Origin of the sequence: Paenibacillus sp. MSJ-34 (assembly GCF_018918005.1) — a bacterium.
Taxonomy (GTDB): domain Bacteria; phylum Bacillota; class Bacilli; order Paenibacillales; family Paenibacillaceae; genus MSJ-34.
The window spans coordinates 33,349-59,300 of the sequence record NZ_JAHLPR010000019.1 but is presented as its reverse complement, the minus strand read 5'-3'; the positions used below and the strand labels follow the sequence as shown (position 1 = coordinate 59,300).

26 protein-coding genes are annotated in these 25,952 nt (G+C 51.3%); 23 read left to right on the top strand and 3 right to left on the bottom strand.

All coding sequences use genetic code 11. The features are described 5' to 3' along the window. Positions 1-20: 20 nt before the first annotated feature. The 9 genes from KQI79_RS11405 (at position 21) to crcB (KQI79_RS11365) (ending at position 8,599) form a co-directional block, all read left to right on the top strand. The gene (locus KQI79_RS11405) at positions 21-761 is read left to right on the top strand and encodes a tRNA threonylcarbamoyladenosine dehydratase (protein ID WP_216538356.1); all 741 of its coding nucleotides are present in this window, start codon (positions 21-23) and stop codon (positions 759-761) included. 14 nt (positions 762-775) lie between these two features. Beyond that, positions 776-2,098 (top strand): replication-associated recombination protein A, encoded by a 1,323-nt coding sequence (locus KQI79_RS11400; RefSeq protein WP_216538392.1) that lies wholly within the window; start codon positions 776-778, stop codon positions 2,096-2,098. Between the two features lie 125 nt (positions 2,099-2,223). Next, positions 2,224-3,702, top strand: coding sequence for a spore germination protein (locus KQI79_RS11395; protein WP_216538355.1), 1,479 nt, complete (start codon positions 2,224-2,226; stop codon positions 3,700-3,702). Further along, the gene (locus KQI79_RS11390) at positions 3,699-4,880 is read left to right on the top strand and encodes a Ger(x)C family spore germination protein (RefSeq protein WP_216538354.1); all 1,182 of its coding nucleotides are present in this window, start codon (positions 3,699-3,701) and stop codon (positions 4,878-4,880) included. Before KQI79_RS11395 ends, KQI79_RS11390 begins: the two co-directional genes overlap by 4 nt. A gap of 4 nt (positions 4,881-4,884) precedes the next feature. Beyond that, on the top strand, positions 4,885-5,097 hold the full coding sequence (locus KQI79_RS11385) for a hypothetical protein (RefSeq protein ID WP_216538353.1): 213 nt from the start codon (positions 4,885-4,887) through the stop codon (positions 5,095-5,097). A 20-nt stretch (positions 5,098-5,117) separates the two neighbouring features. Then, on the top strand, positions 5,118-6,212 hold the full coding sequence (locus tag KQI79_RS11380) for a GerAB/ArcD/ProY family transporter (protein WP_216538352.1): 1,095 nt from the start codon (positions 5,118-5,120) through the stop codon (positions 6,210-6,212). 74 nt (positions 6,213-6,286) lie between these two features. Continuing rightward, positions 6,287-7,630 carry a hemolysin family protein gene (locus KQI79_RS11375; RefSeq protein ID WP_216538351.1) on the top strand — a complete coding sequence of 448 codons (1,344 nt, stop codon included), beginning with the start codon at positions 6,287-6,289 and terminating at the stop codon, positions 7,628-7,630. Between the two features lie 199 nt (positions 7,631-7,829). Continuing rightward, a complete protein-coding gene (gene crcB, locus KQI79_RS11370; protein WP_216538350.1) occupies positions 7,830-8,249 on the top strand; it encodes a fluoride efflux transporter CrcB in 420 nt (139 codons plus the stop codon). Further along, entirely contained in the window at positions 8,246-8,599 is a 354-nt protein-coding gene (gene crcB / locus KQI79_RS11365; RefSeq protein WP_216538349.1) for a fluoride efflux transporter CrcB, read from the top strand. Before crcB (KQI79_RS11370) ends, crcB (KQI79_RS11365) begins: the two co-directional genes overlap by 4 nt. 6 nt (positions 8,600-8,605) lie before the next feature. Here crcB (KQI79_RS11365) and KQI79_RS11360 read toward each other — a convergent pair whose 3' ends face one another. The 3 genes from KQI79_RS11360 to mnmA are packed head-to-tail and all read right to left on the bottom strand — an operon-like array spanning position 8,606 to position 11,771. Then, the gene (locus KQI79_RS11360) at positions 8,606-9,835 is read right to left on the bottom strand and encodes an MFS transporter (RefSeq protein WP_216538348.1); all 1,230 of its coding nucleotides are present in this window, start codon (positions 9,833-9,835) and stop codon (positions 8,606-8,608) included. A gap of 40 nt (positions 9,836-9,875) precedes the next feature. Beyond that, entirely contained in the window at positions 9,876-10,622 is a 747-nt protein-coding gene (gene map, locus KQI79_RS11355) for a type I methionyl aminopeptidase (protein WP_216538347.1), read from the bottom strand. 21 nt (positions 10,623-10,643) lie between these two features. Further along, positions 10,644-11,771 (bottom strand): tRNA 2-thiouridine(34) synthase MnmA, encoded by a 1,128-nt coding sequence (gene mnmA / locus KQI79_RS11350; protein ID WP_216538346.1) that lies wholly within the window; start codon positions 11,769-11,771, stop codon positions 10,644-10,646. Between the two features lie 242 nt (positions 11,772-12,013). Here mnmA and cymR point away from each other — a divergent pair, with 242 nt between their 5' ends. From cymR to KQI79_RS11280, 14 genes are all read left to right on the top strand, one after another. Then, positions 12,014-12,433, top strand: coding sequence for a cysteine metabolism transcriptional regulator CymR (cymR, locus tag KQI79_RS11345; RefSeq protein WP_216538345.1), 420 nt, complete (start codon positions 12,014-12,016; stop codon positions 12,431-12,433). Between the two features lie 68 nt (positions 12,434-12,501). Further along, positions 12,502-13,653 carry a cysteine desulfurase family protein gene (locus KQI79_RS11340; protein WP_216538344.1) on the top strand — a complete coding sequence of 384 codons (1,152 nt, stop codon included), beginning with the start codon at positions 12,502-12,504 and terminating at the stop codon, positions 13,651-13,653. Positions 13,654-13,778: 125 nt separating this feature from the next. Further along, positions 13,779-14,300, top strand: coding sequence for a PRC-barrel domain-containing protein (locus tag KQI79_RS11335; protein WP_216538343.1), 522 nt, complete (start codon positions 13,779-13,781; stop codon positions 14,298-14,300). A gap of 12 nt (positions 14,301-14,312) precedes the next feature. Then, positions 14,313-14,525, top strand: coding sequence for a hypothetical protein (locus tag KQI79_RS11330; RefSeq protein WP_216538342.1), 213 nt, complete (start codon positions 14,313-14,315; stop codon positions 14,523-14,525). A gap of 151 nt (positions 14,526-14,676) precedes the next feature. Continuing rightward, complete coding sequence (locus KQI79_RS11325; protein ID WP_216538341.1) at positions 14,677-15,744, top strand: AI-2E family transporter; 1,068 nt, start codon at positions 14,677-14,679, stop codon at positions 15,742-15,744. Between the two features lie 380 nt (positions 15,745-16,124). Then, the gene (gene alaS, locus KQI79_RS11320; protein ID WP_216538340.1) at positions 16,125-18,758 is read left to right on the top strand and encodes an alanine--tRNA ligase; all 2,634 of its coding nucleotides are present in this window, start codon (positions 16,125-16,127) and stop codon (positions 18,756-18,758) included. An 88-nt stretch (positions 18,759-18,846) separates the two neighbouring features. Further along, positions 18,847-19,107 carry an IreB family regulatory phosphoprotein gene (locus tag KQI79_RS11315; RefSeq protein ID WP_216538339.1) on the top strand — a complete coding sequence of 87 codons (261 nt, stop codon included), beginning with the start codon at positions 18,847-18,849 and terminating at the stop codon, positions 19,105-19,107. A 17-nt stretch (positions 19,108-19,124) separates the two neighbouring features. Continuing rightward, positions 19,125-19,541, top strand: coding sequence for a Holliday junction resolvase RuvX (ruvX, locus tag KQI79_RS11310; protein WP_216538391.1), 417 nt, complete (start codon positions 19,125-19,127; stop codon positions 19,539-19,541). A gap of 12 nt (positions 19,542-19,553) precedes the next feature. Then, the gene (locus KQI79_RS11305; protein WP_216538338.1) at positions 19,554-19,853 is read left to right on the top strand and encodes a DUF1292 domain-containing protein; all 300 of its coding nucleotides are present in this window, start codon (positions 19,554-19,556) and stop codon (positions 19,851-19,853) included. A 3-nt stretch (positions 19,854-19,856) separates the two neighbouring features. Further along, positions 19,857-20,174, top strand: coding sequence for a DUF1292 domain-containing protein (locus tag KQI79_RS11300; protein WP_216538337.1), 318 nt, complete (start codon positions 19,857-19,859; stop codon positions 20,172-20,174). 68 nt (positions 20,175-20,242) lie between these two features. Continuing rightward, positions 20,243-21,319 carry an endolytic transglycosylase MltG gene (gene mltG, locus KQI79_RS11295; RefSeq protein ID WP_216538390.1) on the top strand — a complete coding sequence of 359 codons (1,077 nt, stop codon included), beginning with the start codon at positions 20,243-20,245 and terminating at the stop codon, positions 21,317-21,319. A gap of 35 nt (positions 21,320-21,354) precedes the next feature. Further along, on the top strand, positions 21,355-22,299 hold the full coding sequence (locus KQI79_RS11290; protein WP_216538336.1) for a peptidase U32 family protein: 945 nt from the start codon (positions 21,355-21,357) through the stop codon (positions 22,297-22,299). Between the two features lie 16 nt (positions 22,300-22,315). Next, positions 22,316-23,629, top strand: a complete 1,314-nt coding sequence (locus KQI79_RS11285; protein WP_216538335.1) for a peptidase U32 family protein — start codon at positions 22,316-22,318, stop codon at positions 23,627-23,629. A 159-nt stretch (positions 23,630-23,788) separates the two neighbouring features. Then, on the top strand, positions 23,789-25,876 hold the full coding sequence (locus KQI79_RS11280; protein WP_230191343.1) for a methyl-accepting chemotaxis protein: 2,088 nt from the start codon (positions 23,789-23,791) through the stop codon (positions 25,874-25,876). Positions 25,877-25,952: the final 76 nt, after the last annotated feature.

Below are 25,952 nucleotides of genomic sequence, written 5' to 3'. Positions count from 1 at the left end.
AAAAGGGGAATAGGACACGTATGCTTCATCAATTTTCCCGAACCGAGCTCGCGATCGGGCCGGAAGGTTTGGAACGAATGAAAAACAGCACGGTGGCCGTTCTCGGCATCGGCGGCGTCGGTTCGATCGCTGCCGAGGCGCTTGCGCGTACGGGCATCGGGCGCATCGTGATGATCGACAAGGATACTGTCGACATTACGAACATTAACCGGCAAATCCATGCCTTGACGACGACGGTAGGCCAGAAGAAGGCGGAGCTGATGCAGGAGCGGATTCGATTGATCAATCCGGAATGCGACGCGATCGCTTTAAATATGTTCTACACGGAAGAGACGTACGAGCAATTGTTCGCTTATCCCTTAGACTACGTTATTGACGCTTCCGATACGATTTCGTATAAAATTCATCTGATCAAGCAATGTCTCGAACGAAACGTGCCGATCATCTCCAGTATGGGGGCGGCCAACAAAATGGATCCGACACGGTTCCAGGTAGCCGACATTTCCAAAACGTCGGTAGATCCGATGGCCCGCGTCATCCGCCAGAAGCTGCGCAAGGACGGCATTAAAAAGGGCGTGAAGGTCGTTTTCTCGACGGAAGAACCGATCAAGCCGCGGCCGGACGTGACCCAGCGGATTGTGCCGGAAACGGCGCCGGAAATTCGCAAGGCGCAGCAGCCGCCGGCGAGCAACTCGTTCGTGCCGCCGGTGGCGGGATTGATTATGGTTAGCGTCGTCGTGAAGGATTTGCTCGATCAATAAAGGTGTGAACGATGATGGATCTATTCTCTTATCAGGCGGAAACGGAGCCGTCGCAGCGACTGCTCGCGGACCGGATGCGTCCCGAGACGCTTGACGAATATATCGGGCAAGAGCATATCGTCGGCCCGGGCAAATTGCTGCGCAGGGCGATCGAGGCCGACCAAGTGTCGTCCATCTTGCTGTACGGTCCGCCGGGCTGCGGCAAGACGACGCTGGCCCATATTATCTCCAAGCAGACGAAAGGCGATTTCGTGCGGCTGAACGCTGTGGATGCCTCTGTCAAAGACGTGCGGGAAGTCATCGAGCAGGCCAAAACGAATAAATCGATGTATGGCACGAAAACGATTCTTTTTCTGGACGAGGTTCACCGCTTCAACAGTTCGAGGCAGGACGCGCTTCTTCCCGCAGTGGAGAAAGGGATTATCGTGTTTATCGGCGCAACGACGGAAAATCCGTTCCATTATGTGAACGGGGCGTTAATGAGCCGTTCGACGCTGTTCCAGTTGCATCCGCTGGCGAAGGAGCATTCGCTTGCGGCGATGAAGCGCGCTTTGTCCGACGCGGACAAAGGGCTTGGGTTCATGCGTCTGCAAGCCGATGAAGAGGCGCTTCTGCATATCGCCGAAATGGCGAACGGCGACATTCGGCGCGCGTTGAACGCGCTGGAACTTGCGGCGATGACGACGCCGCCGAACGAGGATGGCAGCGTGCGCGTGACGCTGTCCGCGGCGGAAGAATCGATCCGCCGTCCGACGGTGCGCGCGGACGAATCGACGCAGTACGACGTCTTGTCCGCGTTTCACAAAAGCGTGCGCGGCTCAAGCGACGCCGCGCTGTTCTGGTTTCTGTACGCTGTGGAGAAGCTGGGCATGGATCCGATGGTGTTCATCCGCCGCTTGACCGTTGCGTGCAGCGAAGACATCGGACTCGCCAACCCGCAGGCGATGGTGCAAGCGGTAAGCGCTTTGGAGGCATATCAGCGCATCGGCTGGCCCGAAGCGAAATATATCGTCGCCCAGGCGATTCTGTTCGCGGTGGAGAGCCCGAAATCGAATGCGGTAGCGGTGGCGATCGGAAGAGTCATGGACGCATTCGATCAGATCAAATCGGCCGAGGTGCCGCTTCATTTGCGCGATACGCATTATAAGGGAGCGGACAAGCTCGGGCATAAGGGGTACAAATATCCGCATGATTATCCCGGGCATTATGTCGAACAAGATTATTTGCCGGAATCGATTCGCAACCGCGTATTTTACCAAGCAAGCGAACAAGGGACGGAACAAAAAATTAAAGCGAATCAGCAGCGGCGGCGCGGACGTTCGCCGGACAATGAATAAAGCTGTTATGAAACCTGAGGTTGCTTACGCCTCGGGTTTTTTCATGTGCGAAATAGGCCTAAAGAGTAAAAATTAACAAAATTGGGGAACCTATCGCTCAAAAGCGAGAATCGGGTGAAAATAACATGACAGAGGTGGCGGATACGCTCCAACAATTTAAAGAAGCGATGCAGGGCATTTCCGATGTCGTATATCACGAAGTCGAGCTCCAAGGGGGCGCTGCTTGCGTCCTTATTTATATACCGAGCATTACCGATTCAAACATGCTGCAAGAAAGCGTGCTGACTCCTTTGATCAAGGCGGCGCAGCAGCAAACCCCAGTCGAGCTCAATCAATCGATTTCAAATGGAAACGTCTTTCCGATGATAATCGAGCAAACGGCGTCCGTAGCCGAAGCGGTAACTTGTGTGCTGGAAGGGAAAACGGCGTGCCACATTCGCGGATTAAGCGATATATTTATATTGCCCTTGACGAACTACCAGAAAAGGTCGATTGCCGAAGCAAAAAACGAAATGGTTATCGTCGGACCGCAGGTAGCGTTCATCGAGGATATGGATTCGAACATTTCCTTGATCAGGCATCTCGTGAAACACCCGGATTTTAAAATTCAGCATTATAAAATAGGCAAATATTCCAATTCGGATATATGTTTGTTTTACATCGACGGATTGGTGAACCAGGAAGTGTTGACCGGATTAAAGGAAAAATTGGAAGGGATAAAGATGGACGGGGTGCTCGGAGTCAGCTATATTGTGGAGCAGATTGAGTCTACGACCTATACCCCGTTTCCGCTCGTGCAGTACACGGAAAGACCGGATACGGTCGTGTCCTCTCTCATGGAAGGCCGGGTCGGGCTGTTGGTGGAAGGAACGCCGAGCGCCGTCATCGTACCGGTCACCTTTTTTTCGCTGATGCAGGCCGCCGAAGATTATTTTCAACGGTTTTTCGCTACGACATGGATCCGCTGGATCCGCTATCTATTCATCTTTGTTTCTTTTTTGCTGCCTTCTCTCTATATCGCTGTCACGACGTTCCATCCGGAAATGATACCGTCCAACTTGCTGATTACGATCGCTTCCTCGCGCGAGCATATTCCTTTTCCGGCGCTTGTCGAAGCTTTTATGATGGAAATTACGTTCGAAGGGCTCCGAGAAGCGGGAATTCGCATTCCGAAGCCGATCGGACAGACGGTATCGATTATCGGAGGCATCGTCATCGGACAGGCTGCCGTTCAGGCGGGAATCATCTCCGCCCCCATGGTCATCGTCGTTGCCTTAACGGGAATCGCGTCATTCATTACGCCCAATTTCGAGCTTGCGCTCGCGTTTCGGCTGTTGCGTTTTCCGATTATGATTTTGGCCGGGACATTCGGCATGCTCGGCATCATTCTAGGCCTGTTCCTTATTATTTGCCATCTGGTATCGCTGCAATCGTTCGGGATCCCGTATATGAGTCCGCTGGCGCCGATCGTGTTCAAAGACTGGAAGGATACGTTTGTTCGAGCGCCTTGGAAGAAAATGATTGATCGTCCCGGGACGTATGAAAACCGTGACGAGCGCCGGCAAGATACCCATATCAAAAAAGATAAGGACAAGATCGTATGAAAGTTTGCAAAATCGGGGTTCTTTTATGCGCCATCAGTGTATTGTTGTCCGGCTGCTGGTCGACGATCGAATTGAACGACAGAACGTTCGTCAGCGGGTTGTTCGTCGACAAATCGCCCGTTCCGGGGGAAGTGCTGTTAACGATAGCCACTCCCCTGACGAACCGTATGACGTCGGGCGCGGAAGCGGGGGGGCCGAGTTCGTCGGGCAACCCGTACGCTACCGTGACGAAATCCGGAAAAACGTTCCCGGAAGCGATGCAAAAAATTCAAGACGATTTGACGCGCAAATTGACGTGGGGCCAAACTCGGATTATTGTCATGGGACGGGAGTATGCGGAACAAGGAACGAAAGAATTGTTCGAATGGCTCATCCGCCAACCGCAATTTCATTTGAAAACTTACATCATCGTCGCGCCCGGCAAATCGACGGAAATTACGGAGTTGACTCCCATCTACGAGCGTACGCCTACTGAAGTGCTGCGCGAATTCGTCAATTTAAAAGTGTTGATGCAAACGAGCGTCAAAAACTATTTGGAAGCGGTCATCGCCGGCCAGGACGTTGCCGCGAGCATTTTGACGTTCGGGAAAGTGAAGGCGGTTAGCGAGAAAGGAAAAGAAACGCCGTGGGCCGGCACCGACGGCGCAGCTTTGTTCAGCAACGGTAAACTTGTCGGCACTTTGAATATGAAAGAGACGAGAATGTTGTTATGGCTGAACAAGTCGCATCAAAGTCAAATACGAACCGTAGAGCTGGATGGGGGCAAAGAGAAGATTAGCGTCACGATGCGCCAATTAAAAAGACAAATTCGCCCGCAATTGTCCGGAAACAAAATCTTGTTTCACATTACGCTAACCGCGGAGGCGGATGTACTGTCGGCAGTCTCAAGCAAAGACTTATTGGATCCGAAGATCGTGCATAAAATCGAGCAAAAATTCGCGGACGATATCCGTTCCGACGCACTGGCGATGCTGAAAAAGACCCAACGGCTGAAATCGGACATTTTAATGCTCGGCTCGATCGTCGACTGGCGATATCCCCGCAAATGGAGAGAAATTAAAGACCATTGGCGCGATTATTATAAAGAAAATGTCGATATTCAGATTCAAGCCAATATTCGAATTTCACATTTCGGCTCGGAAACGGTGCCTTTTTGGCAGCATGAGAAGATGAGGTGAGGACATGGCAATTGTAACGGTTGTAATGATCTGCATCGGCTTGTTCGATTGGAGAATGGTTCGCCGCAATAGCAGAACCTACGAAAAAGCGGCTTATATTTGCGTCTGGTTCGTTTTCTTCGTTTACATGATGCTCTCCATCCCGTTAAGGTCTTTGGCGACGCCGAATACAATCGTGTCGTTTCTGTTCGGCTGGATGGATCGATGGTTTCCATAATGAAACAGGAGGGTGGCCGCATGAAATTTATATCGGGTTCGCAATTTTCACGATTTTGGATGGTATACCTTCTATCCGCGCCGTTTGCCTTTTTAATCCGTCCTTTGCTGGAGAAGGCGGATTATCAAGGGTGGATATCGCTTCTCGCCGCCTATACGATCAGTCTTGTTTTAGCTTATTTCGCTATCCGCCTCGGGCAGATGAATCTGGACAAGTCATGGGTGGAATTCGGCGGCAAAGTTGTCGGCAAATGGCCGCATTACTTTTTTGTATGCGTCTTTTGTTTTTATTGCATCCATCTCGCTTCGCTCAATGTGGAGGAATTTACGATCTTCTTCAGCTCGATCTATTTGGCCAACACGCCGGATTGGGTCGTTTCGTCCATTTTCGTGTTCTGCACATGTTTGGCCGCCCGTCTCGGCATTCGAACGATCGTCTATTTGGCGGATATTTTTTTCCTGCTGTCGTTTATCAGTCTCCTGCTCATTATTCCCGCATTAATGCCAAGCGCGAATTACAGCATGAGTATTGGAATGATTACCGATTTCGAATGGCAGAAAGTACTTGATTCGTTCTTCTACACCATCCCGTGGTTCGGCGAAATCGTGCTGCTTCTATTTTTGTTCCCGCATTTAAAGCAAGAAAAGAAATTGATGCGCTACGCCTTTTTGGGAAGCGTCATCGCCTGGCTCTCCGTCCTTGTTTTCTGGTATATGGCTCTATTGTTGTTCGGCCCGTATCTAGGCTCAAATTTAAGGTTTACAATGCTGGAAATGATCCGGTTTGCGGAGATCGGGCAGTTTCTGGAAAACATCGATCCGCTCGTTCTTTCTGTCTGGTCGACAACGCTGCTCATCAAAGACAGCTTGTTAATATTTATCGCATCCAAGTTGCTGGCTCAAATCGTCGGCTTCCGCGATCCGAAAACAACGACGTTTCTTATCGGAGCGCTGATTGTGACCATTGCCCACTTGTTCTCAAAGGAGCAGACGCTCTTTGCCAAAACGTTGAACTCAACTGGCCTGACCTTCTATATGCTGTTAGTGCAACTCATACCGATCGTTTACGTTGCGGTGCATGCGATCAAAGGGCGCTTCAGCGGCAAAGGCTCCTGACATCGCTACCGGCATGAACAAACGAAAGGAGGTGAACCTATCCGTCTGCACGGACGGGCGGGATAGGGACTAGGTTGAACGGTCCGTTGCCTGGCGCTGTATTGAATTTATTTCTCGTTCTGCTGCTTGTATTATTAAACGGTTTTTTCGTCGCGGCGGAGTTCGCCATGGTCAAAGTAAGAGGCAGCCGAATCGACGCACTGATCCAAAAAGGGGAGAAACGGGCGAATTTCGCCAGAAACGTCGTGGACAATCTCGATTCCTATTTATCGGCAACCCAACTGGGCATTACCCTCGCCTCGCTGGGGCTCGGCTGGATCGGCGAACCGGCGGTGGCCGATTTGCTGAGGCCTCTTTTCCATTCGTTAGGGTTGGGCGATGCATTGATTCATACCGTTTCGTTCATTATCGCCTTCGCGCTGATTACGATTTTGCATATCGTGCTGGGCGAATTGGCTCCGAAGTCGATGGCCATTCGGATGGCGGAAAAAGTTACGCTGCTGTCCGCGCCGCCGCTGGTCGTTTTCTATAAGACGATGTATCCGTTTATTTGGATACTGAACGGCCTCGCGAACGGATTGCTGAGATCGTTCGGCATCGCGCCGGCCTCCGAACATGAATCGGCGCATACGGAAGAGGAAATCCGGATTTTGATGAAAGAAAGCAACCAAAGCGGACTAATCGATAACACCGAATTAACGCTGGTCGACAATATATTCGAATTTGCCGACAGGACGGCAAGGGAAATTATGATACCGCGCACGGAGATGATCTGCTTATATACGAATTTGTCCCAAGAAGAGAACAAGGAAATCGCGCTCAAAGAAATGAAGACGAGATACCCGGTTTGCGATCAAGACAAGGATCATATAATCGGGTTCATTCACGTGAAAGATTTGTTGAAAGCACGGGAAATGGCGAACCGAATCCGCGATCAAGGCATGGGAGCCATGATCCGGCCGATTGCATCGGTTCCGGAATCGATACAAATCAGCACCTTGTTGAAAATGATGCAGAAAAACAAATCGCAAATCGCGATTTTAATCGACGAGTACGGAGGAACTTCCGGTCTGGTGACGCTGGAAGATATTATGGAGGAAATCGTTGGGGAAATTCAGGACGAATTTGACGAGGAAAGACCGGGCATCGAGAAAGTCGGAGATGATGAATATTCGATTGACGGGCTGTTGCTCATCGACGTCGTCAACGATTATTTCGGCCTCGATATCGATTCTGACGATTTCGATACGATCGGCGGATGGCTCTATTCGCAAATTGAAATTCCTCCCCTGCGGGGACAATCCGTGAAAAGGCATGAATACGAATTCGCCGTCGAAGAAACGGATCATTTGCGGATTTCTCGCATTAAGCTGTATAAACGGCGAAGCGCGGCGGCTTCCCTCGAGGATAGCGAGTAATATATGGGACTTATTCTAGGCTGTCGATGTGGAAGAAATTAACGGTAGTTTTTACCGGTAGTATACGCAAAAGTCGCTATACCCACAAATCAACTCCACATTTTGGAGCTATTCCAAAAAGGCGCTTTACGTCTCTGCGCGTGTCCAACAAGATATGATAAAATGAGAAACAGCCATCATATGGACAGGAGAGAGCGTCATGATAAAGAAAATGGCCGCCGTCGGAATCGGAGGCGGATTCGGGGCTTTGGCCCGTTATTTGATAGGACTCGCCTTTGTAACGGAGGCGGGGAAGTTTCCGGGAACGACTTTTGCGATCAATCTCTTCGGCTGTTTGTTTCTCGGCTGGTTTTTTACGGTTACGTCGGAGCGTCTGCCCGTTGCGCCCGGACTGCGGCTATTCGTCGGAACCGGGTTTACGGGAGCGTTTACGACATTCTCCGCCTTTTCCGTCGAAACGGTGCGGCTGTTTGAGCGCGGGCAGCCGGGTCTCGCTTTGCTTTATTCGCTCGGCAGCGTCGTTTGCGGCCTGTTGCTGGCCGGCGCGGGCATTGTATTGGGCCGGGCGGGACAAGCCTGGAAACGGCCCGCATCCGCGGAAAGGGGAGACCACGAATGATATGGTTGGTAGGTTTGGGCGGCGTCTGCGGCGCGATTGCCCGATTCTGGATCGGGCAATGGGTCGCGTCCCGGGCGCATTCCCCGTTTCCTTGGGGAACGTGGCTCGTGAACGTCGCCGGCTCGTTTGCGCTCGGTTGCTTGTCAGGCGCCGGACCAAGCGTTCACGATTGGGTTTATGCGCTGGCGGGCATCGGCTTTTGCGGTTCTTTTACGACATTTTCCACTTTCGGTTATGAAACGTTGCAATTGTTGGAATCGAAGCGGTATTTCCATGCCGCCGCATATATTGTCGGCTCCGTTGCGGTTTGCGCCGCATTTGCCTGGTTCGGCATCGTTGTATCGCGGTAAGCCCCCTTACCGGTCCAGCGTAACCGAGGCGGCGGAACGCTTGGCGCGATGGAATGAAGCGTGCATTATGAAAAAGGCGACCGCGACGGCTGAGCCGATCACGGCGACATAACTGACCTGCGTCATGCCTCCCGAATCGTACATGATGCCAAGAATATAAGGTCCGAGCACGCGGCCGACGCTGCCGATGCCGCCCGTGATGCCGAGATAGAACGGAGAATCGCCGCCGGCATTCTCGGTAATAAAGGCGGGAACCGTCGGGCCGATCAGCATTTCGCCGAAGGTGGTAACGATCATGCCCAGCACGATGAAGACATAGCTATGATTGGCCAAAATAATCATAAAGCCGAGCAAATAAAACACGGCGCTCGCCGTCAATTGGGAAGTCAAGCTTCGGGCCGCAAATTTTTTGATTAACATAATGACAGGCTGGCCGACGAAAATCAGTACGCCGTTGATCGTCCACAGCAAGCTGTACGCGGAAAGATCCATCCCTTCGTCATACAAAAACGGCGCGACTCCCGTTCCCCACATGGAGTTTGAAAACCAAACGAACAGACTGCCGAGCCCGACAAACAGATAAAGCTTGTAGGGAATGAGCAGTCGAAAAGCGCGGACGGCTCGTCCCGACCGCAGTCCTCTGGCCGATTTGTCCGGCAACTGATCCGTCTTCATCGTCCGCAGGAAAAAATAGAAAAAGGCGGCGAATAAGACCGATGTCGTTCCGTTCAGCATGAATGTGAGTTGGAAGGAATAGTTGGCAACCAAGCCGCCGAGCGCCGTGCCGATTGCAACGCCGATATTGTTGCCGACATAGGTGGCGTTGAACATCTCGCGGCTGCTGCCCGGCCAACGGAAAGCGATAAACGCCTGGATCGCCGGCATCGAGGCGGAGCTGAACAGTCCTAGCGCCGTCATAATGATCGCATAGACGGCGAACCGATCCGTCAGCATGAGCGAGAATTGCATCGCCGCCGCCAGCGCGAGCGCGCCGACGATGAGCTTTTTCACGCCCAAACGATGGTACAGCATCCCTCCCAGCAATTGCCCTATAATGCCCGCAAGCGAGTAAAGGAGGAGGACGAAGCCGGCGTCGGCCAGCGGCCGTTCGAAAAAGGTGTATACATAAAGCGTAGTCAACGGCCACATAAAAGCGCTGCCCAGCGCGTTGACAAAACTTGCAAAAATAAAAACGCCGGCTTCCCGAGGGAAGCCGTTTAACTTGAATAGTTTCATCCGATCACCCAATTATATGTTCAGAATAGAGGCAGATTCGTTATTGCGCCGTTAAGATGACCGGGCCGTCTTGCGTAATGGCGATCGTATGCTCGAACTGCGCCGACAATTTGCCGTCAAACGTTCTTGCCGTCCAGCCGTCGTCGTCGATAAAGATATCGTAGGTTCCTTGATTGATCATCGGTTCGATCGTAAAGACCATGCCTTCCTTCAACCGGAAGCCTCTGCCCGGCTTCCCGACGTGCACCATGTTCGGTTCTTCGTGCAACGACCGGCCCACGCCGTGTGCAAGCAAGTCGCGAACGACGGAATAGCCGTTCTTCTCCGCATGCTGCTGCACCGCATGCATGACGTCGCCGATCCGATTGCCCGGCACCGCTTGTTCAATGCCCAAATACAAACATTCCTTCGTCACTTCCACCAAGCGGCGCGCTTCGTCGGATACGTTTCCGACCAGATAGGTCCAGCCGGAATCGCCGAACCAGCCGTCCGCTTCGACGACAACGTCGATCGTAACGATATCGCCGTCTTGGAGCGGTTTTTTGTCCGGGAACCCGTGGGCGATCACATCGTTAACGGATGCGCAAGTCTCGCTGGGATAGCCTTTATAGCCTTTCGTAAATTGTTTCCCGCCCAATTGCGTAATGAGGCCGGCAACCATATCGTTAATTTCCAAGGTCGAAACGCCCGGCTTGATCATTTTAGCGATTTCGCGATGGCATGCCGCCACGATCTGCCCCGCTTTTTTCATTTGTTCGATTTCGGCGGGGGATTTTAATACGACCATGTGGTTCGACTCCTTTCCTCTTCACAAATTTGCGTTTTGTTCTATTTTATGCACCTGATCGATCATTCCTCCGCCCAAACATTCTTCGCCGTCATAGAAGACGACGGCTTGGCCTGGGGTGACCGCTTTTTGCGGCTGGTCGAACGTTACCCGCACCGTATCGCCGCCGGTCCATGCGATCGTAACGCCTTGATCGGGCTGACGGTAGCGGAATTTCGCCGTACAGCGCATTTCGCCGGCAGCCTCCAGGCGGTCATTGCCGCTAATCCAGTTGACTCCCGTCGCGACGAGGCCTGTCGAATACAGGCTCGGATGCCGGTCTCCTTGCACGACGTAAAGCACGTTGCGTTCCAAATCTTTATCGGCCACAAACCACGGCTCGCCTGTTCCCGAACCGCCGATGCCGAGGCCTTGGCGTTGGCCGAGCGTATAGTACATCAAACCGTCGTGGCGTCCTTTGATCTCGCCCGTCCGAATATCGATCATATCGCCCGCTTGTGCCGGCAAATAGCCGCTCAGAAACTCTTTGAAATTGCGTTCCCCGATAAAGCAGACGCCTGTGCTGTCCTTTTTCTTGGCCGTTGCAAGTCCCGCTTCCGCCGCAATTTTGCGCACTTCCTGCTTAGGCAAATGCCCGATTGGAAACATCGCTTTGGACAGTTGCGCTTGATTGAGCGCGTTCAGGAAGTAGGTTTGGTCTTTATTGCCGTCGATTCCGCGCAGCAGCCGGTACGCATCCCCGCTCCGCTCGACGCGGGCGTAATGTCCCGTGGCCAAGTAATCCGCTCCCAAATCGAGCGCGCGGTTCAGAAATTCGCCGAACTTAATTTCCCGGTTGCACATGACATCCGGATTCGGCGTTCGTCCCCGTTTATATTCATCCAAAAAATAGGTGAATACCTTATCGTAATATTCTTTTTCAAAGTTAACCGTATAATAAGGGATTCCGATTTGGTCGCACACGCGGCGCACGTCTTCTGCGTCTTCCTCCGCCGTGCAACGCCCGAATTCGTCGGTATCGTCCCAATTTTTCATAAATATACCGATGACGTCGTACCCTTGTTCCTTTAACAGCAAGGCGGTCACGGACGAATCGACTCCGCCGGACATTCCTACGACGACACGCGTATTCGCATTGGAATTCGACATGAACATCACCATTTTCTAAGAAAGTGTAAAAACTAAATCATATTTTATCACAACATGCAACTTCTTACGAATTACGTTCGTCTGATATGTTAAAAAGCATCATTTCGTATCGAAAGATACTAAAATTTTTTCATGAATATGTCAACGATTTTTTGCCCATACAAGAGATAAATATGTTAACATTAATCATAGGTGTATAATCGGAATACATAGTTTCAAAATCATGAAAGAGGTGCCTTTTTTTGAAAATATCGACGAAGGGCCGTTACGGCCTGACTATTATGATGGAATTAGCCGCCAAATTCGGCGAAGGGCCGATTTCTTTAAAAAGCATTGCCGAGAAAAACCAGTTATCCGAACATTACTTGGAGCAGCTTGTAGCTCCGCTGCGCAACGCCGGACTCGTGAAGAGCGTGCGGGGGGCGTACGGGGGATACACGCTGGCGAAAGAAGCGGAGCAGATTACCGCGGGCGATGTCATTCGCGTGTTGGAAGGCCCCATTTCACCGGTCGATTTCACGGAAGAAGACGATCCGGCCAAACGGGATTTATGGCTGCGCATTCGCGACGGAATCGCCCAAGTGCTCGATTCGACGACATTGGCCGATTTAATCGCTTATAAGGACGAAGGCGTCCAGGACAGTTATATGTTCTATATTTAGAAAGGTCGTTCAAGAAGCCCCCTTTTGACCTTTTTGTACTTATATTTAGGAGTAGGAGAACAACTTGGATGGCACCCATATATTTAGACCATTCCGCTTCAACCCCGATGCATCCCGAAGTGATCGAAGCGATGCTCGCCTATATGCGCGATCATTACGGAAACGCTTCGAGCGTGCATTCGTTCGGTCGCGCTGCCAAGCGGGCTCTCAGCGAAGCGCGGGATCAAATCGCACAACAACTGCATTGTCAATCTAACGAACTCGTATTTACCGGCGGAGGCACCGAAAGCGACAATACGGCGCTGTTCGGAGCGGCATCCGCCATGAGGGGCATCAAAAAACATATCATTACTTCCTCTGTCGAGCATCACGCCGTATTGCACACATGCAATCAATTGGAACGAATGGGGTACGAAGTCAGCTTCGTTTCGGTCGATTCCACCGGACAAGTGGACGTTAACGAAATCGAAGCCGCCATTCGCCCGGATACGTTCCTGATCAGTATCATGTACGGGAACAACGAAGTCGGCACGCTGCAACCGATCGAACCGATCGGAGAGCTGGCGCGGGCGCGCGGCATTTTGTTCCATGTCGACGCCGTTCAAGCGCTCGGCATGACGCGGCTCGATTTAGACGAGCTTCCCGTAGACCTCATGAGTTTTTCATCCCATAAAATAAACGGACCACAAGGCGTAGGCGCGCTTTACGTTTCGCGCCGCGCCAACATCGACCCGCTGCTGTTCGGCGGGCTGCAGGAGCGCAAACGTCGAGCCGGCACCGAGAATATTGCCGGCATTATCGGGTTTGCCAAGGCAGTACAGCTTGTCGCTTCGAATATTGCGGAACATGCGCGGCATCTTACGGAACTGCGCGAAGCGATGCTTCGGTTGCTGCGTGAGTCACTAGGCGCCGACCGGGTCGTCGTAAACGGTCATCCCACCGAGCATTTGCCGCATATCTTAAACGTCAGCTTCCCGGACGTTCCGACGGAAACGATGCTGATGAATTTGGACATGGAGGGGATTGCGGCTTCGAGCGGCTCCGCATGCACGTCCGGATCGCTGGAAGTTTCGCATGTGCTTGTCGCGATGAAGCTTCCGGAGCCGGTGTTGCGTTCGGCGGTACGATTTAGTTTCGGTTTGGGCAATACTATGAAAGACGTGGAAATCGCCGCCCAAAAAATTGCAACCATTGTAGAACGGATACGTAAAAAAAATTAGGGCTTTTTTTCGAAAAGAGAAGGGGGGATGAATTGACGAACACGTCGGTGACAAGGTCGTACAGCATGAAAACGATATGCGTATAAGATCAATCTACAAACCGAACGAGGAGGCGCCCTAACGCCGTGAGATTACAGGAAATGATCGGTTTATCCGTCTTGGAAGTGGAGAAGGGTAAGCAGGTCGGTAAAGTGAAAGATTTTTTGTTGACGGAAACTTGGGAGATCCAAGGTCTCGAACTTGAAGGTAAACGGTTATTTTCCTCAACAGTCAAGACGGTATTGTGGAATGACGTAATTGCTTACGGCGAAGATGCCGTAATGATTGTCAATAAACAGGCTGTCCGCCAGACGGAAGCTGTCGATATACAACATACATTTTTGAACGGAAACGGAAAAGTCAGGGACCTTCCGGTTGTGACCGCGAACGGAACGCGGTTGGGGAGCGTAACGGACGTTTACTTTGATCCCAAAATGGGTAATACAATGATAGGATTGGAAATTTCGGATGGTTTTATTTCAGATCTCATGGAAGGAAGAAGATGGCTGCGTTATTCCGCCGATATGAAGATTGGGCAAGATGCGGTTATCGTTCCGGAGCATTGCGAGCAGCATCTGGAGAAAATCATTACTCTTGTTAACGGATAGGTGGAATTTTATATGTTGAGGTGCCCAAATTGCAATTCCAAAGACATCGGCAAAATCGGCTCCCACCAGTTTTATTGTTGGGGCTGCTTTATCGAATTGACGGTGAACGGGGAAAAGATGTCCGTCTTTCAAGTGGAAGAAGACGGTACGCTCAGCTCGCTTGACGACTTGTTCTTCAGCGAGGAATTGCCGCAGGACGTGTCCCATATACATTTGTCGACGTAAGCGAAATGGACGCGACCGCCGTTTCCAACGCTCTTTCGCCGCAACCTGTGCGAGGTTCCGGTTGAAGGGGCGTTTTTTTTGCCGTGTAAATTCGTACCCTTGTACATATACTTTAGAGTAGAGCTCAAGTGACGAACGGTGGTGAACGGCATTGGAACGGTTTACGAAGAGCCGTCTGTTTACGTACGGCATTTATACATTGCTAGGCTTGCTGATTTTATATATGCTGCTGTTGATCAAACCGCTCATCGTCGGCGTTTACGATTTTTTGAAGGCGGTGCTGGCTCCGTTTATTATCGCGATGATCATTTCCTACGTCTTGAATCCGATCGTCGGTTTGCTCAAAGACCGCAAGGTGCCGCGCACGATGGCGGTGCTGCTTATTTATGCGGTTTTTTTGACGACGATGACGGTAATCATAATGAATTTAATTCCGATGTTTATGAAGCAGCTGCAGGAATTGAACGAACATATTCCGGAATTGACGATGCGCGCGCAAAGCATTGTCGACGACTTGAACCAATCGTTTTTGCCGCAAGGCGTGCGCACGGGCATTATGAAATGGACCGTACAACTGGAGAACAAGCTGGCCCAAAGCATCTCCGACTTTATGAACAATATCGGAGCGACGCTGAACGTACTGTTTATCGCGTTTATTATTCCATTCCTTATTTTTTATATTTTGAAGGATTTCGACGTCTTCGAACGCACCGCATTGAAATACGTTCCGAAATCGCATCGCAAACATACCGTCATGCTGCTGAAAGATATCGACGAAGCGCTCGGCAACTATATCCGCGGCCAGTTCATCGTTTGTTTCATTATCGGCATATTGGCCTATTTGGGCTATTGGATCATCGGCATGCCTTATCCGCTGCTGCTGGCCGCGGTGGTGGCGATTTGCAATATCATTCCTTATTTGGGCCCGTTTCTCGGGGCGGCGCCGGCCATTATTATGGCGTCGACGATCTCGCTCAAGATGGTGCTGCTCGTCGCTCTGGTGAACATGATTTGCCAAATTCTCGAGAGCAACGTCATCTCGCCGCAAGTGGTCGGACGCACGCTTCACCTGCATCCTCTGCTCATTATTTTCGCCTTGCTCGTCGGAGGGGAGATTGCCGGGGTGATCGGCTTAATTTTGGCGGTGCCGTTCTTCGCGGCGATGAAAGTCATCCTGCAGCATATATTTACTTATTATGTGCGGAGAAAGACGATTTGACAGGATGAAGCGAGGTAGCTATACTGTAAATGAAAAAATATGAAAACGATGATGAAATGAAGTAAGCCATAGACCATGATCCAGAGAGAAAACTCCGCGTGCGCGGCCGCTTAGGTTCGCGTTCGCAGGCTGCGAGAGTTTTTGCATGAAGGATGGCCGAAAGCTGATTTCGGAGTGCGGGCAAATCCGCCGGCCGGCCGACGTTAACGGCTATACGAGGAGATCGCTGCATGCGCTCGCAAAGAGCTGCATAAGGGCGATAACCAGGGTGGTACCGCGATGTTAGAGATCGTCCCTGTTACTAGGGGCGATTTTTTGTTTTTGAAGAGGTTGTTCAAAAGTTTATTCTATTTCATTTGAACTAATTGGAGGCAATTACGATGAAAGCTAGTGAAATTCGCTCGAAATGGCTGGACTTTTTCGCAGGCAAAGGCCATAAAATTGAACCAAGCGCTTCCCTTGTACCGCATAACGATCCGTCATTGCTATGGATTAACGCGGGAATGGCGCCGTTGAAGCCTTACTTCGACGGCCGCGTCAAGCCGGACAATCCGCGGATTGCCAACTCGCAAAAATGCATACGTACCAACGATATCGAGAATGTCGGCAAAACGCGCCGCCATCATACGTTTTTTGAAATGCTGGGCAATTTCTCGATCGGCGATTATTTCAAGGAAGAAGCGATTACGTGGGCATGGGAATTTTTGACCGACCCAAAGTGGATCGGTTTCGATCCGGAGAAGCTGTCGGTAACGGTCTATCCGGATGACGAAGAAGCGTTCCGGCTCTGGAATGAGAAGATCGGATTGCCTGCGGAGCGCATTTATAAGTTGGAAGACAATTTCTGGGATATCGGGGAGGGCCCGTGCGGCCCGTGCACCGAAATATTCTACGATCGAGGCGACGCTTACGGCGATCTTTCCGATCCGGAATGCGTGCCGGGCGGCGAGAACGAACGCTTCCTGGAAGTGTGGAATCTTGTGTTCTCGCAATTCAACCATAATAAAGACGGCAGCTTTACGCCGCTTCCCAACAAAAATATCGATACCGGGGCGGGATTGGAGCGTTTTGCTTCTATTTTGCAAAATGTAGATTCCAATTTCGACACCGATTTATTCCAGCCGATGATTCAGGCGACATGCCGGATCGCCGGCGTACGCTACAAAGAAAATGCCGACTTTGACGTCGCGTTGAAAGTCATTGCCGACCATATCCGTACCGTCGTATTCTCGGTCGGCGACGGCGTGCTGCCATCGAATGAAGGCAGAGGTTATATTATTCGCCGTTTGCTGCGCCGCGCGGTACGCTACGGCAAATTGATCGGCATCGACAAGCCGTTCCTTTATCAGTTAACCTCTGTCGTCGGAGACGCGATGGGCGTGTACTATCCCGAAGTCGTCCAAAAACGCGAATTTATCGAAAAAGTGATCCGTACCGAGGAGGAGCGTTTCCATGAAACGTTGTCGGACGGCTTGGCCATCTTGGAGGAGCTCGGCAATGAAGCGCGCAGCGAAGGCAAGAGCGAAATAAGCGGCGCCGACGCGTTTAAATTGTACGATACGTACGGATTCCCGTTCGACTTGACGGAGGATTACGCGGCGGAACACGGCCTTACGGTCGATCGCGCCGGCTTCGATGCGGCGATGCAGGAACAGAGGGACCGCGCCCGCTCCGCGCGCCATGAATCGGAGAGCATGAAGGTGCAGGGCGGCGTCCTGTCCGACTTTACGTCTAAAAGTGAATTTGTTGGTTATAATGAATTGGAGATTGAAGCCCGGATTATCGCATTGGTTGTGGGCGATTCGTTCGCGGAAAGCGTGGAAGCGGGAGATGCCTGCCAATTGATTTTGGACCGTACCCCGTTCTATGCCGAAAGCGGCGGACAAGTCAGCGATACGGGCACAATCGGCCATGGAAGCGCGCTGGCCAGAGTGGAAGGTCTTTTCAAAGCGCCTCACGGCCAACATGTCCATCAAGTGACGGTCGAATCCGGCTCCTTCCGTGTCGGGGATACCGTTCGGGCGGCGGTGAACAGACCGGCCCGCGAAGATATTATTAAAAATCATACGGCGACCCACTTGCTTCATAAAGCGCTCAAGGAAGTGCTGGGCGACCATGTCAACCAGGCGGGTTCGCTCGTGGAAGCCGAACGTCTCCGTTTCGATTTCTCGCATTTTGGCAGCATTACGGCGGATGAACTGGCGGATATCGAACGGCGGGTCAACGAGCAAATCTGGAAAGGGACGCCGCTAGTCATCGAGCATAAGCCGATTGCGGAAGCGAAGGCGATGGGCGCGATGGCGTTGTTCGGCGAAAAATACGGCGATATCGTGCGCGTCGTGCAAGTCGGCGGATACAGCATCGAACTATGCGGCGGATGCCATGTGGACAACACATCGCAAATCGGGTTGTTCAAACTGACAAGCGAGAGCGGCATCGGCTCCGGAGTACGACGGATCGAGGCGTTGACCGGACGCCATGCTTACCGCTACATGGAAGGGCAATTGGAGTTGTTGAAACAATCCGCTCAATTGCTGAAGTCCAATATAACGGAAGTGCCGAAGCGCATCGAAGCGATCTATGCGCAAATGAAAGAGATGGCAAGAGAAAACGAGTCCTTGCAAGCAAAACTAAGCAGCATCGAAGCCGGACAACTGACCGACAAATTAATCGATCTCGGCGGCGTCGGCCTGCTGGCGGCAGAGGTCAATGCGAGCGGCATGGACGCTTTGCGCACGGTTGCCGATGAATTGAAAGGAAAGATCGATTCGGCAATTCTGGTGCTTGGCGCAGCTCAGGAGGATAAAGTGAACTTTGTCGTATCCGTGTCCCCGGAGCTTGTAAGCAAAGGATTCCACGCCGGCAAACTCATTAAAGAAATCGCCGCCGTCTGCGGCGGCGGTGGCGGAGGGCGTCCGGATATGGCGCAAGCGGGCGGGAAAGATCCGTCCAAGCTTGGCGAAGCGTTGACATTATCGGAACAACTGGTTCGCAGACAGATTGCAGGGGAATAGCAAAAATTTGCCCGTTATATTTCCTTCTTACGCTGCGAATGTGTTATGATAGAATAAAAGCTTTGACAAAAGCGAGGTGGTGTTGGCGATGGAATCGATGGATAAAACGGTGAAATTTAACGTAAAAGCGGAAGAGGAGGAATATTCTTCGCAGGAAATTCTCCTAAACGTTTACGACGCATTGGTGGAAAAGGAATACAATCCGATCAACCAAATCGTCGGTTACTTGATATCCGGAGACCCCGCTTATATTCCGCGTCATAACAACGCACGAAGTTTGGTCCGCAAGAAGGAAAGGGACGAACTGATTGAAGAATTGGTGCGGTTTTACTTAAGCCAACATCGGTAACAGGAGTTTAACGGATGATGAGAATTCTCGGCTTGGACTATGGGGATCGCAGGATCGGCGTCGCGATTAGCGACGCATTCGGTTGGACCGCGCAAGGGATCGAGGTCATCGAACGCAGAAGCGAAGCGGACGATTTCCGCCGCATTTCGGAGTTGATTGAAGCGCATGAAGTGACCGAAATTGTGGTGGGGTTGCCGAAGAACATGAATGGCACGATCGGCTCCCGTGGCGAAATTTGTATGGCATTTGCACAATCTTTGCAAACGGAATTGAATTTACCTGTTCACCTTTGGGATGAGAGATTGTCGACGGTATCGGCGCAGCGTATTTTGATCGATGCGGATGTGAGCCGAAAGAAAAGAAAGCAAGTCGTTGATAAAATGGCGGCAACTTTGATTTTGCAAAATTTTTTAGATTCTAAATCAAAAAGGTGAGGGTGATGAACGATGGCAAAGGACAAAGAAATACAGATGGAAGAACCGGAAATTATTTATATCCCTGACGATGAAGGGAATGAAGAAGAATTCGAAGTCATCATGAAGTTTGAAGTGGACGGTTCCGATCACAAATATATGATGGTCGTTCCCGTAGAATCGGACGACGACGAGTCGGACGAGGTATACGCGTTCCGTTATGAAGAAGATGGAGACGACTTGAAACTGTACATTATCGATGATGAAGAAGAATGGCAAATCGTTGAGGAGACGTTTAATACGTTAATCGGCGAACTGGATGAGGAGAATTAACAAATGAGCTATTTCGAAGCGAAGGATATCGTGTATACGAACCGGCTGTTTGAGACTTTTGGAAGCTATGTCGAATTGACCGGCGAAGACGGAGACGGTGAAGTATATCGCATATTGAAAGAGTTTCAACTCGGGACGCAAGGATATGCCGTCCTTCAATCGGAAGCCATGAGCAAGGAGGGCGAGGTCGAGTTTTTTCGCATTACGATATCGCAGGACGGTCATCCGGAATTGGAAACGATCGAAGATGACGAAGAATGGGAGAACGTGGCGGAACTGTTCGACGAACTTAACCTTCCCGATGCGATGGATGAACCTTAATCCAACCGGCACCGACATTTGAATAGCGGTTAGGAACGAAAAGGGCGGCGATGTCCGCTCTTTTTGGTATGGGAGGGGAACAGGGCAACGTGGGGAAATTGTTGAAAATTGTATTCGGTTTATTGCTTGCGATCGTACTGTTGGCCGGAGGAGCCGTCGGCTATGTTTGGTACGGAATGCAGCCGGCCGCCGCCAGCGGGCAGGAATTGAAGATTACGGTCGATTCGGGAATGAGGCCGGCCCAAATTGCCGATTTGCTCGAGCAAAACGGGATTATTAGAAACGGCACTTTTTTTCAATATTATTTGAAATATAAAAAAGAAGGCTCGAAATTTAAGGCGGGACCTTACGCGATGAAGCCGGGGATGACATACGACGATATCATCGCGAAGTTGAACGCCGGAGACGTCATTCCCGACGAAATGATCCGTTTTACGATTCCTGAAGGGTTCACGATCGCGCAAATGGCCGACAAATTAAGCCAGGAAGGATTCGTGGACCGGGAGACGTTTCTGCGGCTCGCCGACGATCCGCAGCCGGCGGAGGGCAAATTTGCCAAATTCATTCCGGACGACGACGGGTTGCGGCATAGGCTGGAAGGCTATTTATTCCCGGAAACGTACGAGTTCAAGAAAGGCAGCACGGAAGCCGATATGATCAACCGCATGCTGCAAGAGCTGGACAAAAGGCTGGAGAAGGAGTTGCCCGCCGATTGGGAGCAGAAACTGGCCGCGCTTAACGTCGATTTTCATCAGTTAATGACGATCGCGTCTTTGATCGAACGCGAAGTGGTCGTCGACGAGGAAAGGGCGCTGGTAGCCGGCGTCATATACAATCGCTTGAACAAAGGAATGATGCTGCAAATCGACGCGACGGTGCAATACTTGTTCGATCAGCAGAAAGAGAGACTGCTGAACAAAGACTTGAAAATCGAGAGCCCGTACAATACGTATTTGCATGAAGGCTTGCCGCCCGGACCGATTTCGAGCCCGAGCCTGGCATCCATCCAAGCGGCGCTCGATCCGGAACCGTCCGACTATTTGTATTATGTGACGAAAAAAGACGGCACGCACAAACATTTGTTTGCCAAAACGTATAAAGAGCATTTAAGAAACATTCAAAAAAGTAAGAAATCGGCAAAATAAAGCGGCCGAGCTAGAGACGGAAGGTGAATGTCGACATGGTAACTAAACCCGAGCTGCTGACAACGGCCGGCTCGCTTGCCGAAGTTGCGGCAATGATTCGCGCCGGCGCCGACGCCGTTATGATCGGCGAAGCGAAATACGGCTTGCGGCTGGCCGGCGAGTTCAAGCCGGAGCAAATTCGCGAAGCGGTTCGCGAAGCGCATGCCCACGGGGCGAAAATCGTTGCAGCGGTTAACAATATTATGAGCAATAACGTCTTAAACGAATTGCCCGCCTATTTGGCTCAGCTTGCGGATGCGGGCGTCGATGCGATCCAATTCGGCGATCCGGCGGTTCTGACGGCGGCAAAGCAAACCGCGCCGAACGTGAAGCTGCATTGGAATGCGGAAATGACTTCCACCAATTACGCAACGGCCAAATTTTGGGGCAGAAGGGGAGCGTCGCGCGTCGTCTTGGCGCGCGAATTGAACATGGAGCAGGTGCTTGAAGCGAAATCGCAGCTGCCCGACATGGAAGTTCAGGTGCAAGTGCACGGCATGACGAATATTTACCACTCGAAACGCAATTTGGTGGGAAGCTATATGGAACACCGGGGCGCGGGGGAAGCCGGCGGCGCAAGTGCCAATCGGGGCATGGACCGCGGCTTGTTCCTGATCGAGGCGGAACGGCAAGACGAGAAATATCCGGTGTTCGAAGACGAGAACGGTACGCATATCATGAGTTCGGAAGATCTATGCATGCTGGAAAATCTGCATGAATTGATGGAAGGCGGCATCGACAGTTTTAAAATCGAAGGATTGTTAAAATCGACGGTTTATAACGAAACCGCGGTGCGCGCATACCGGCAGGCGATCGACGCGTATGCGGCGGATCCGGCCGGTTACCGCTTCGATCCGGCATGGCTTGCAGCCATCGAAAAGCTGCAGGACCCGGAACGCGAGCTTTCTTACGGATTTTTCTACAAGGAACAAGTATATTAATCAGGAGGTGCCGTACATGTCTGCAACTACTGTGGCAAAGCCGAAATTTAAAGGACAAAGATACCGCCTCGACAAACCCGAACTGCTGGCTCCGGCGGGAAATTTGGAAAAGCTGAAATTCGCCGTTCATTACGGAGCGGATGCCGTATATATCGGCGGGCGGCAATACGGCCTTCGTTCCAACGCCGACAATTTCAGCTTCGAGGAAATGCGCGAAGGGGTTGAATTTGCGCGCAAATACGGAGCCAAAGTGTTCGTAGCGACGAATATATACGCCCATAATGAAGATATCGAAGGATTGGAACAATATTTGCGGAATTTGTCCGATGTCGGCATTGCCGCCATCATCGCCGCGGATCCGGTTATTATCGAAACGGCGCAGCGCGTCGCCCCGGATTTGGAAGTTCATATCAGCACGCAGCAATCGACGATGAACTGGCAGGCGGTTCAATTCTGGAAGGATGAAGGGGCCCCGCGTGTCGTATTGGCGCGGGAGGCAAGCCTTGAAGATATCGCCGAAATAAAACGTCATGTCGATATTGAGATCGAAGCTTTCATTCATGGGGCGATGTGCTCTTCTTATTCGGGACGATGCGTGTTGTCGAACCATTTCACCGACCGGGATTCGAATCGGGGAGGATGCTGCCAGTCTTGCCGCTGGAAGTACGATTTGTTCGAGGACGATCGACCCGGCGCGGCCGACGGTTCGTCCGGCCCGGATCGCTATCGGATCGGGGTTACGCAACTGCCTCTTTTTGAGCCCGAAGACAACCGGTTTACGATGGGTTCCAAAGATTTATGCATGATCGAGCATATTCCGGATTTGATCGAAGCCGGCATCGACAGTTTCAAAATCGAAGGCAGAATGAAGTCGATTCATTATGTCGCTACAGTCGTCAATGTGTACCGGCAGGCGATCGATTCGTATATGGCCGATCCGGCTCGCTACCGCTTAAAGCCCGAGTGGATCGATGAGATTAATAAAGCGGCGAACCGTCCGTTAAATTCCGGATTTTTCTACGATACGCCGGGACACGAAGATCATATTTACGAGCCGGAATCGAAGGCGGCGCCGTACGATTTTGCGGGTCTCGTCCAGCAATACGACGCGGAGACAGGCATAGCCGTCATCGAGCAGCGCAATCATTTCAAACCGGGTCAAGAGATCGAATTTTTTGGGCCGAACGGCACATTCTTCAAACAAACGGTGGAAGCGATATGGGACGAGGACGGCAATCCGCTCGATGCGGCGCGCCACCCGCTGCAACGGGTGCGGATTAAGGTGAATCAGCCCGTCCGTCCGTTCGACATGATGCGCAAAAAAATATAGCCGATCAGGAATGAACCCCCCGAAAAATAGTTCGGGCGGTTCATTTTTTTTGTTTTTTTGCGAGAAACGCATAAACATTTTGGATCATTATGCCGATACATAAGTAGTGTATGGAGAAGCTTCGATTCTTTTTTTAAAATAAATAGGGTGGTGTCAACTGTGGGTCTACAGCTCAAAACACTGAAAGAATTAGGTGGCAAAATTCAAATCAATCCGTTCAAATCGATAGGAGTGAAGCTTTTTTTAATCTTTTTTGTAAGCAGCTTGGTATTTGTGCTTGCACTCGGACTATATTCCTATAGTCAGGCGAAATCGATTATTAAAGAACAGGCTTCCGAAGCGCATTTTCAAACGATCGTGCAAGCGTCGGAAAAAATCGATTTTATGTTGCAAAATTACGTCGACATTACGTTGTCGATTTTGATGAACAACGATCTTCAGAAAGCGATCACCGAAAGCTCCAGCCAACATATTTCCGATTACGAGAAATTGATCAATTCGCAAAAAATCGAAGAAATTTTGCAGCGCACGACGCTGGGCAACAATACGCTTCTCGGCGCGACCTTGATACCCGTTGAAGAAAAAGGGAAGTTCTATTCTTCCAACGGATCGAGCACGGAGATCGAACAGTTGAAAAAAGAGCCCTGGTTCCAGCAAACGATCGATAGCGAGGGCAGACCTGTATTCATTCCGTCCCAAAGCAACGGAATCGCTACGCACCAAGGGCAGGCTTCGTTCGGTTTGGCGCGGCTCGTCAAAAATACCGGTTCCGGCAAAGCGACGCATGTATTGATGTTGGAAATGAAAACGGCCGCTTTCGACGGACAAGTCGGTTCGTTGAACTTGGGCGACGGCAGCAGCTTGCAAGTCGTGACGGCGGACAACCAAGTCGTTTATTCGAATATTCCGGAAAATATCGGACAGGCCGCCGAAGTCGAATTGAAGAAAGACGAGAGCGGAGCGATTGTAAACGGCGGAGAAAATATGAAGGATGCCGCGGGCAAAGAAGTGCTGGCTATATTCAACGGGTTAAAAGCGGCAAACTGGTCGCTTGTAGGCATGATCCCGGTTGAGAAGCTGGTGGAGAAAACGCAGCAAATTCGCATATTGACGATCGTCGCCGCGCTGATCGTGACATTGGTCGCCGCATTGATCGGCGCATGGATGATCCGGATGATCGCCAGACCGCTCGTTCAATTGCGCAATTTGATGAACGAAGGCGCGCGCGGCAACTTGGCAGTCCGGACGAAGAGCAAATCGCAGGACGAAATCGGCCAGCTGTCGGCCGGCTTTAACGAAATGATGGATCAGATCACCAATTTGGTGCAGCATACGAATGAATCGGCCCGTTCCGTTTTGGATACCGCGTCGGAATTAAGCGAAGCTTCCAAGAAGACGGCGATTTCGGCGAAGGAAATCGCGGTGGCGACGGAAGAGATCGCCAACGGGGCGACCAATTTGGCGGTGGAAGCGGAAAAAGGCAATGACTTGACGATGAATATGGCCAAACAAATGAAAATGGTTATTGAAGCGAACGGTGAAATGGGAAGCTCGGCGGCGAAGGTGGAGCAATCGAGCGAACATGGTATCCGGTACATGGAAGAACTCACCGAGAAGACGAGCTTGACGGAAGAAATGGTCCGTTCGATGGTCGAAAAGGTCGACTCGCTGCAAGAAAGCACGCAGTCCATTCGCAAAATTTTGGATATGATGAACAACATTTCGAAGCAAACGAATATTTTGTCGCTGAACGCAACGATTGAAGCGTCGCGCGCAGGGGCGGCCGGCAAAGGTTTTATGGTCGTAGCCGATGAAATTCGCAATCTCGCCGAACAATCCAGACAATCGATCGGCGTCGTCGGCGAAATGATCGAAACGATCCAGCGGGAAATCGGAGATACGGTAAACGTGCTGTCCAACGCATACCCAATCTTCAATCAACAAATTCAATCGGTGAAAGAAGCGAATGAAATATTCTCGATGGTACGCACGCAGATGGGCGGATTTATCCAGCAATTGGATTCTGCTACCGATTCCATCCAGCAGCTGGATCAAGCCCAAGTCGTATTGGCCGAAGCGATGAGCAATGTCAGCGCGGTCGCCGAAGAGTCTTCCGCAACTTCGGAAGAGGTCGCATCGCTTAGCAACGAACAGCTCGGCGTAAGCGGCAATCTGGTGGATTTATCCAACAAGCTCGAAGACGTTTCCGCGAAATTGAAAGAAACGTTGGCGCGCTTCACGTTATAAGAAGACAAGATCTAAGCAACCTGTCCGTTTACGCGGGCAGGTTGTTTCATTTCCCCGCTTATTGCGCTCCGAACTG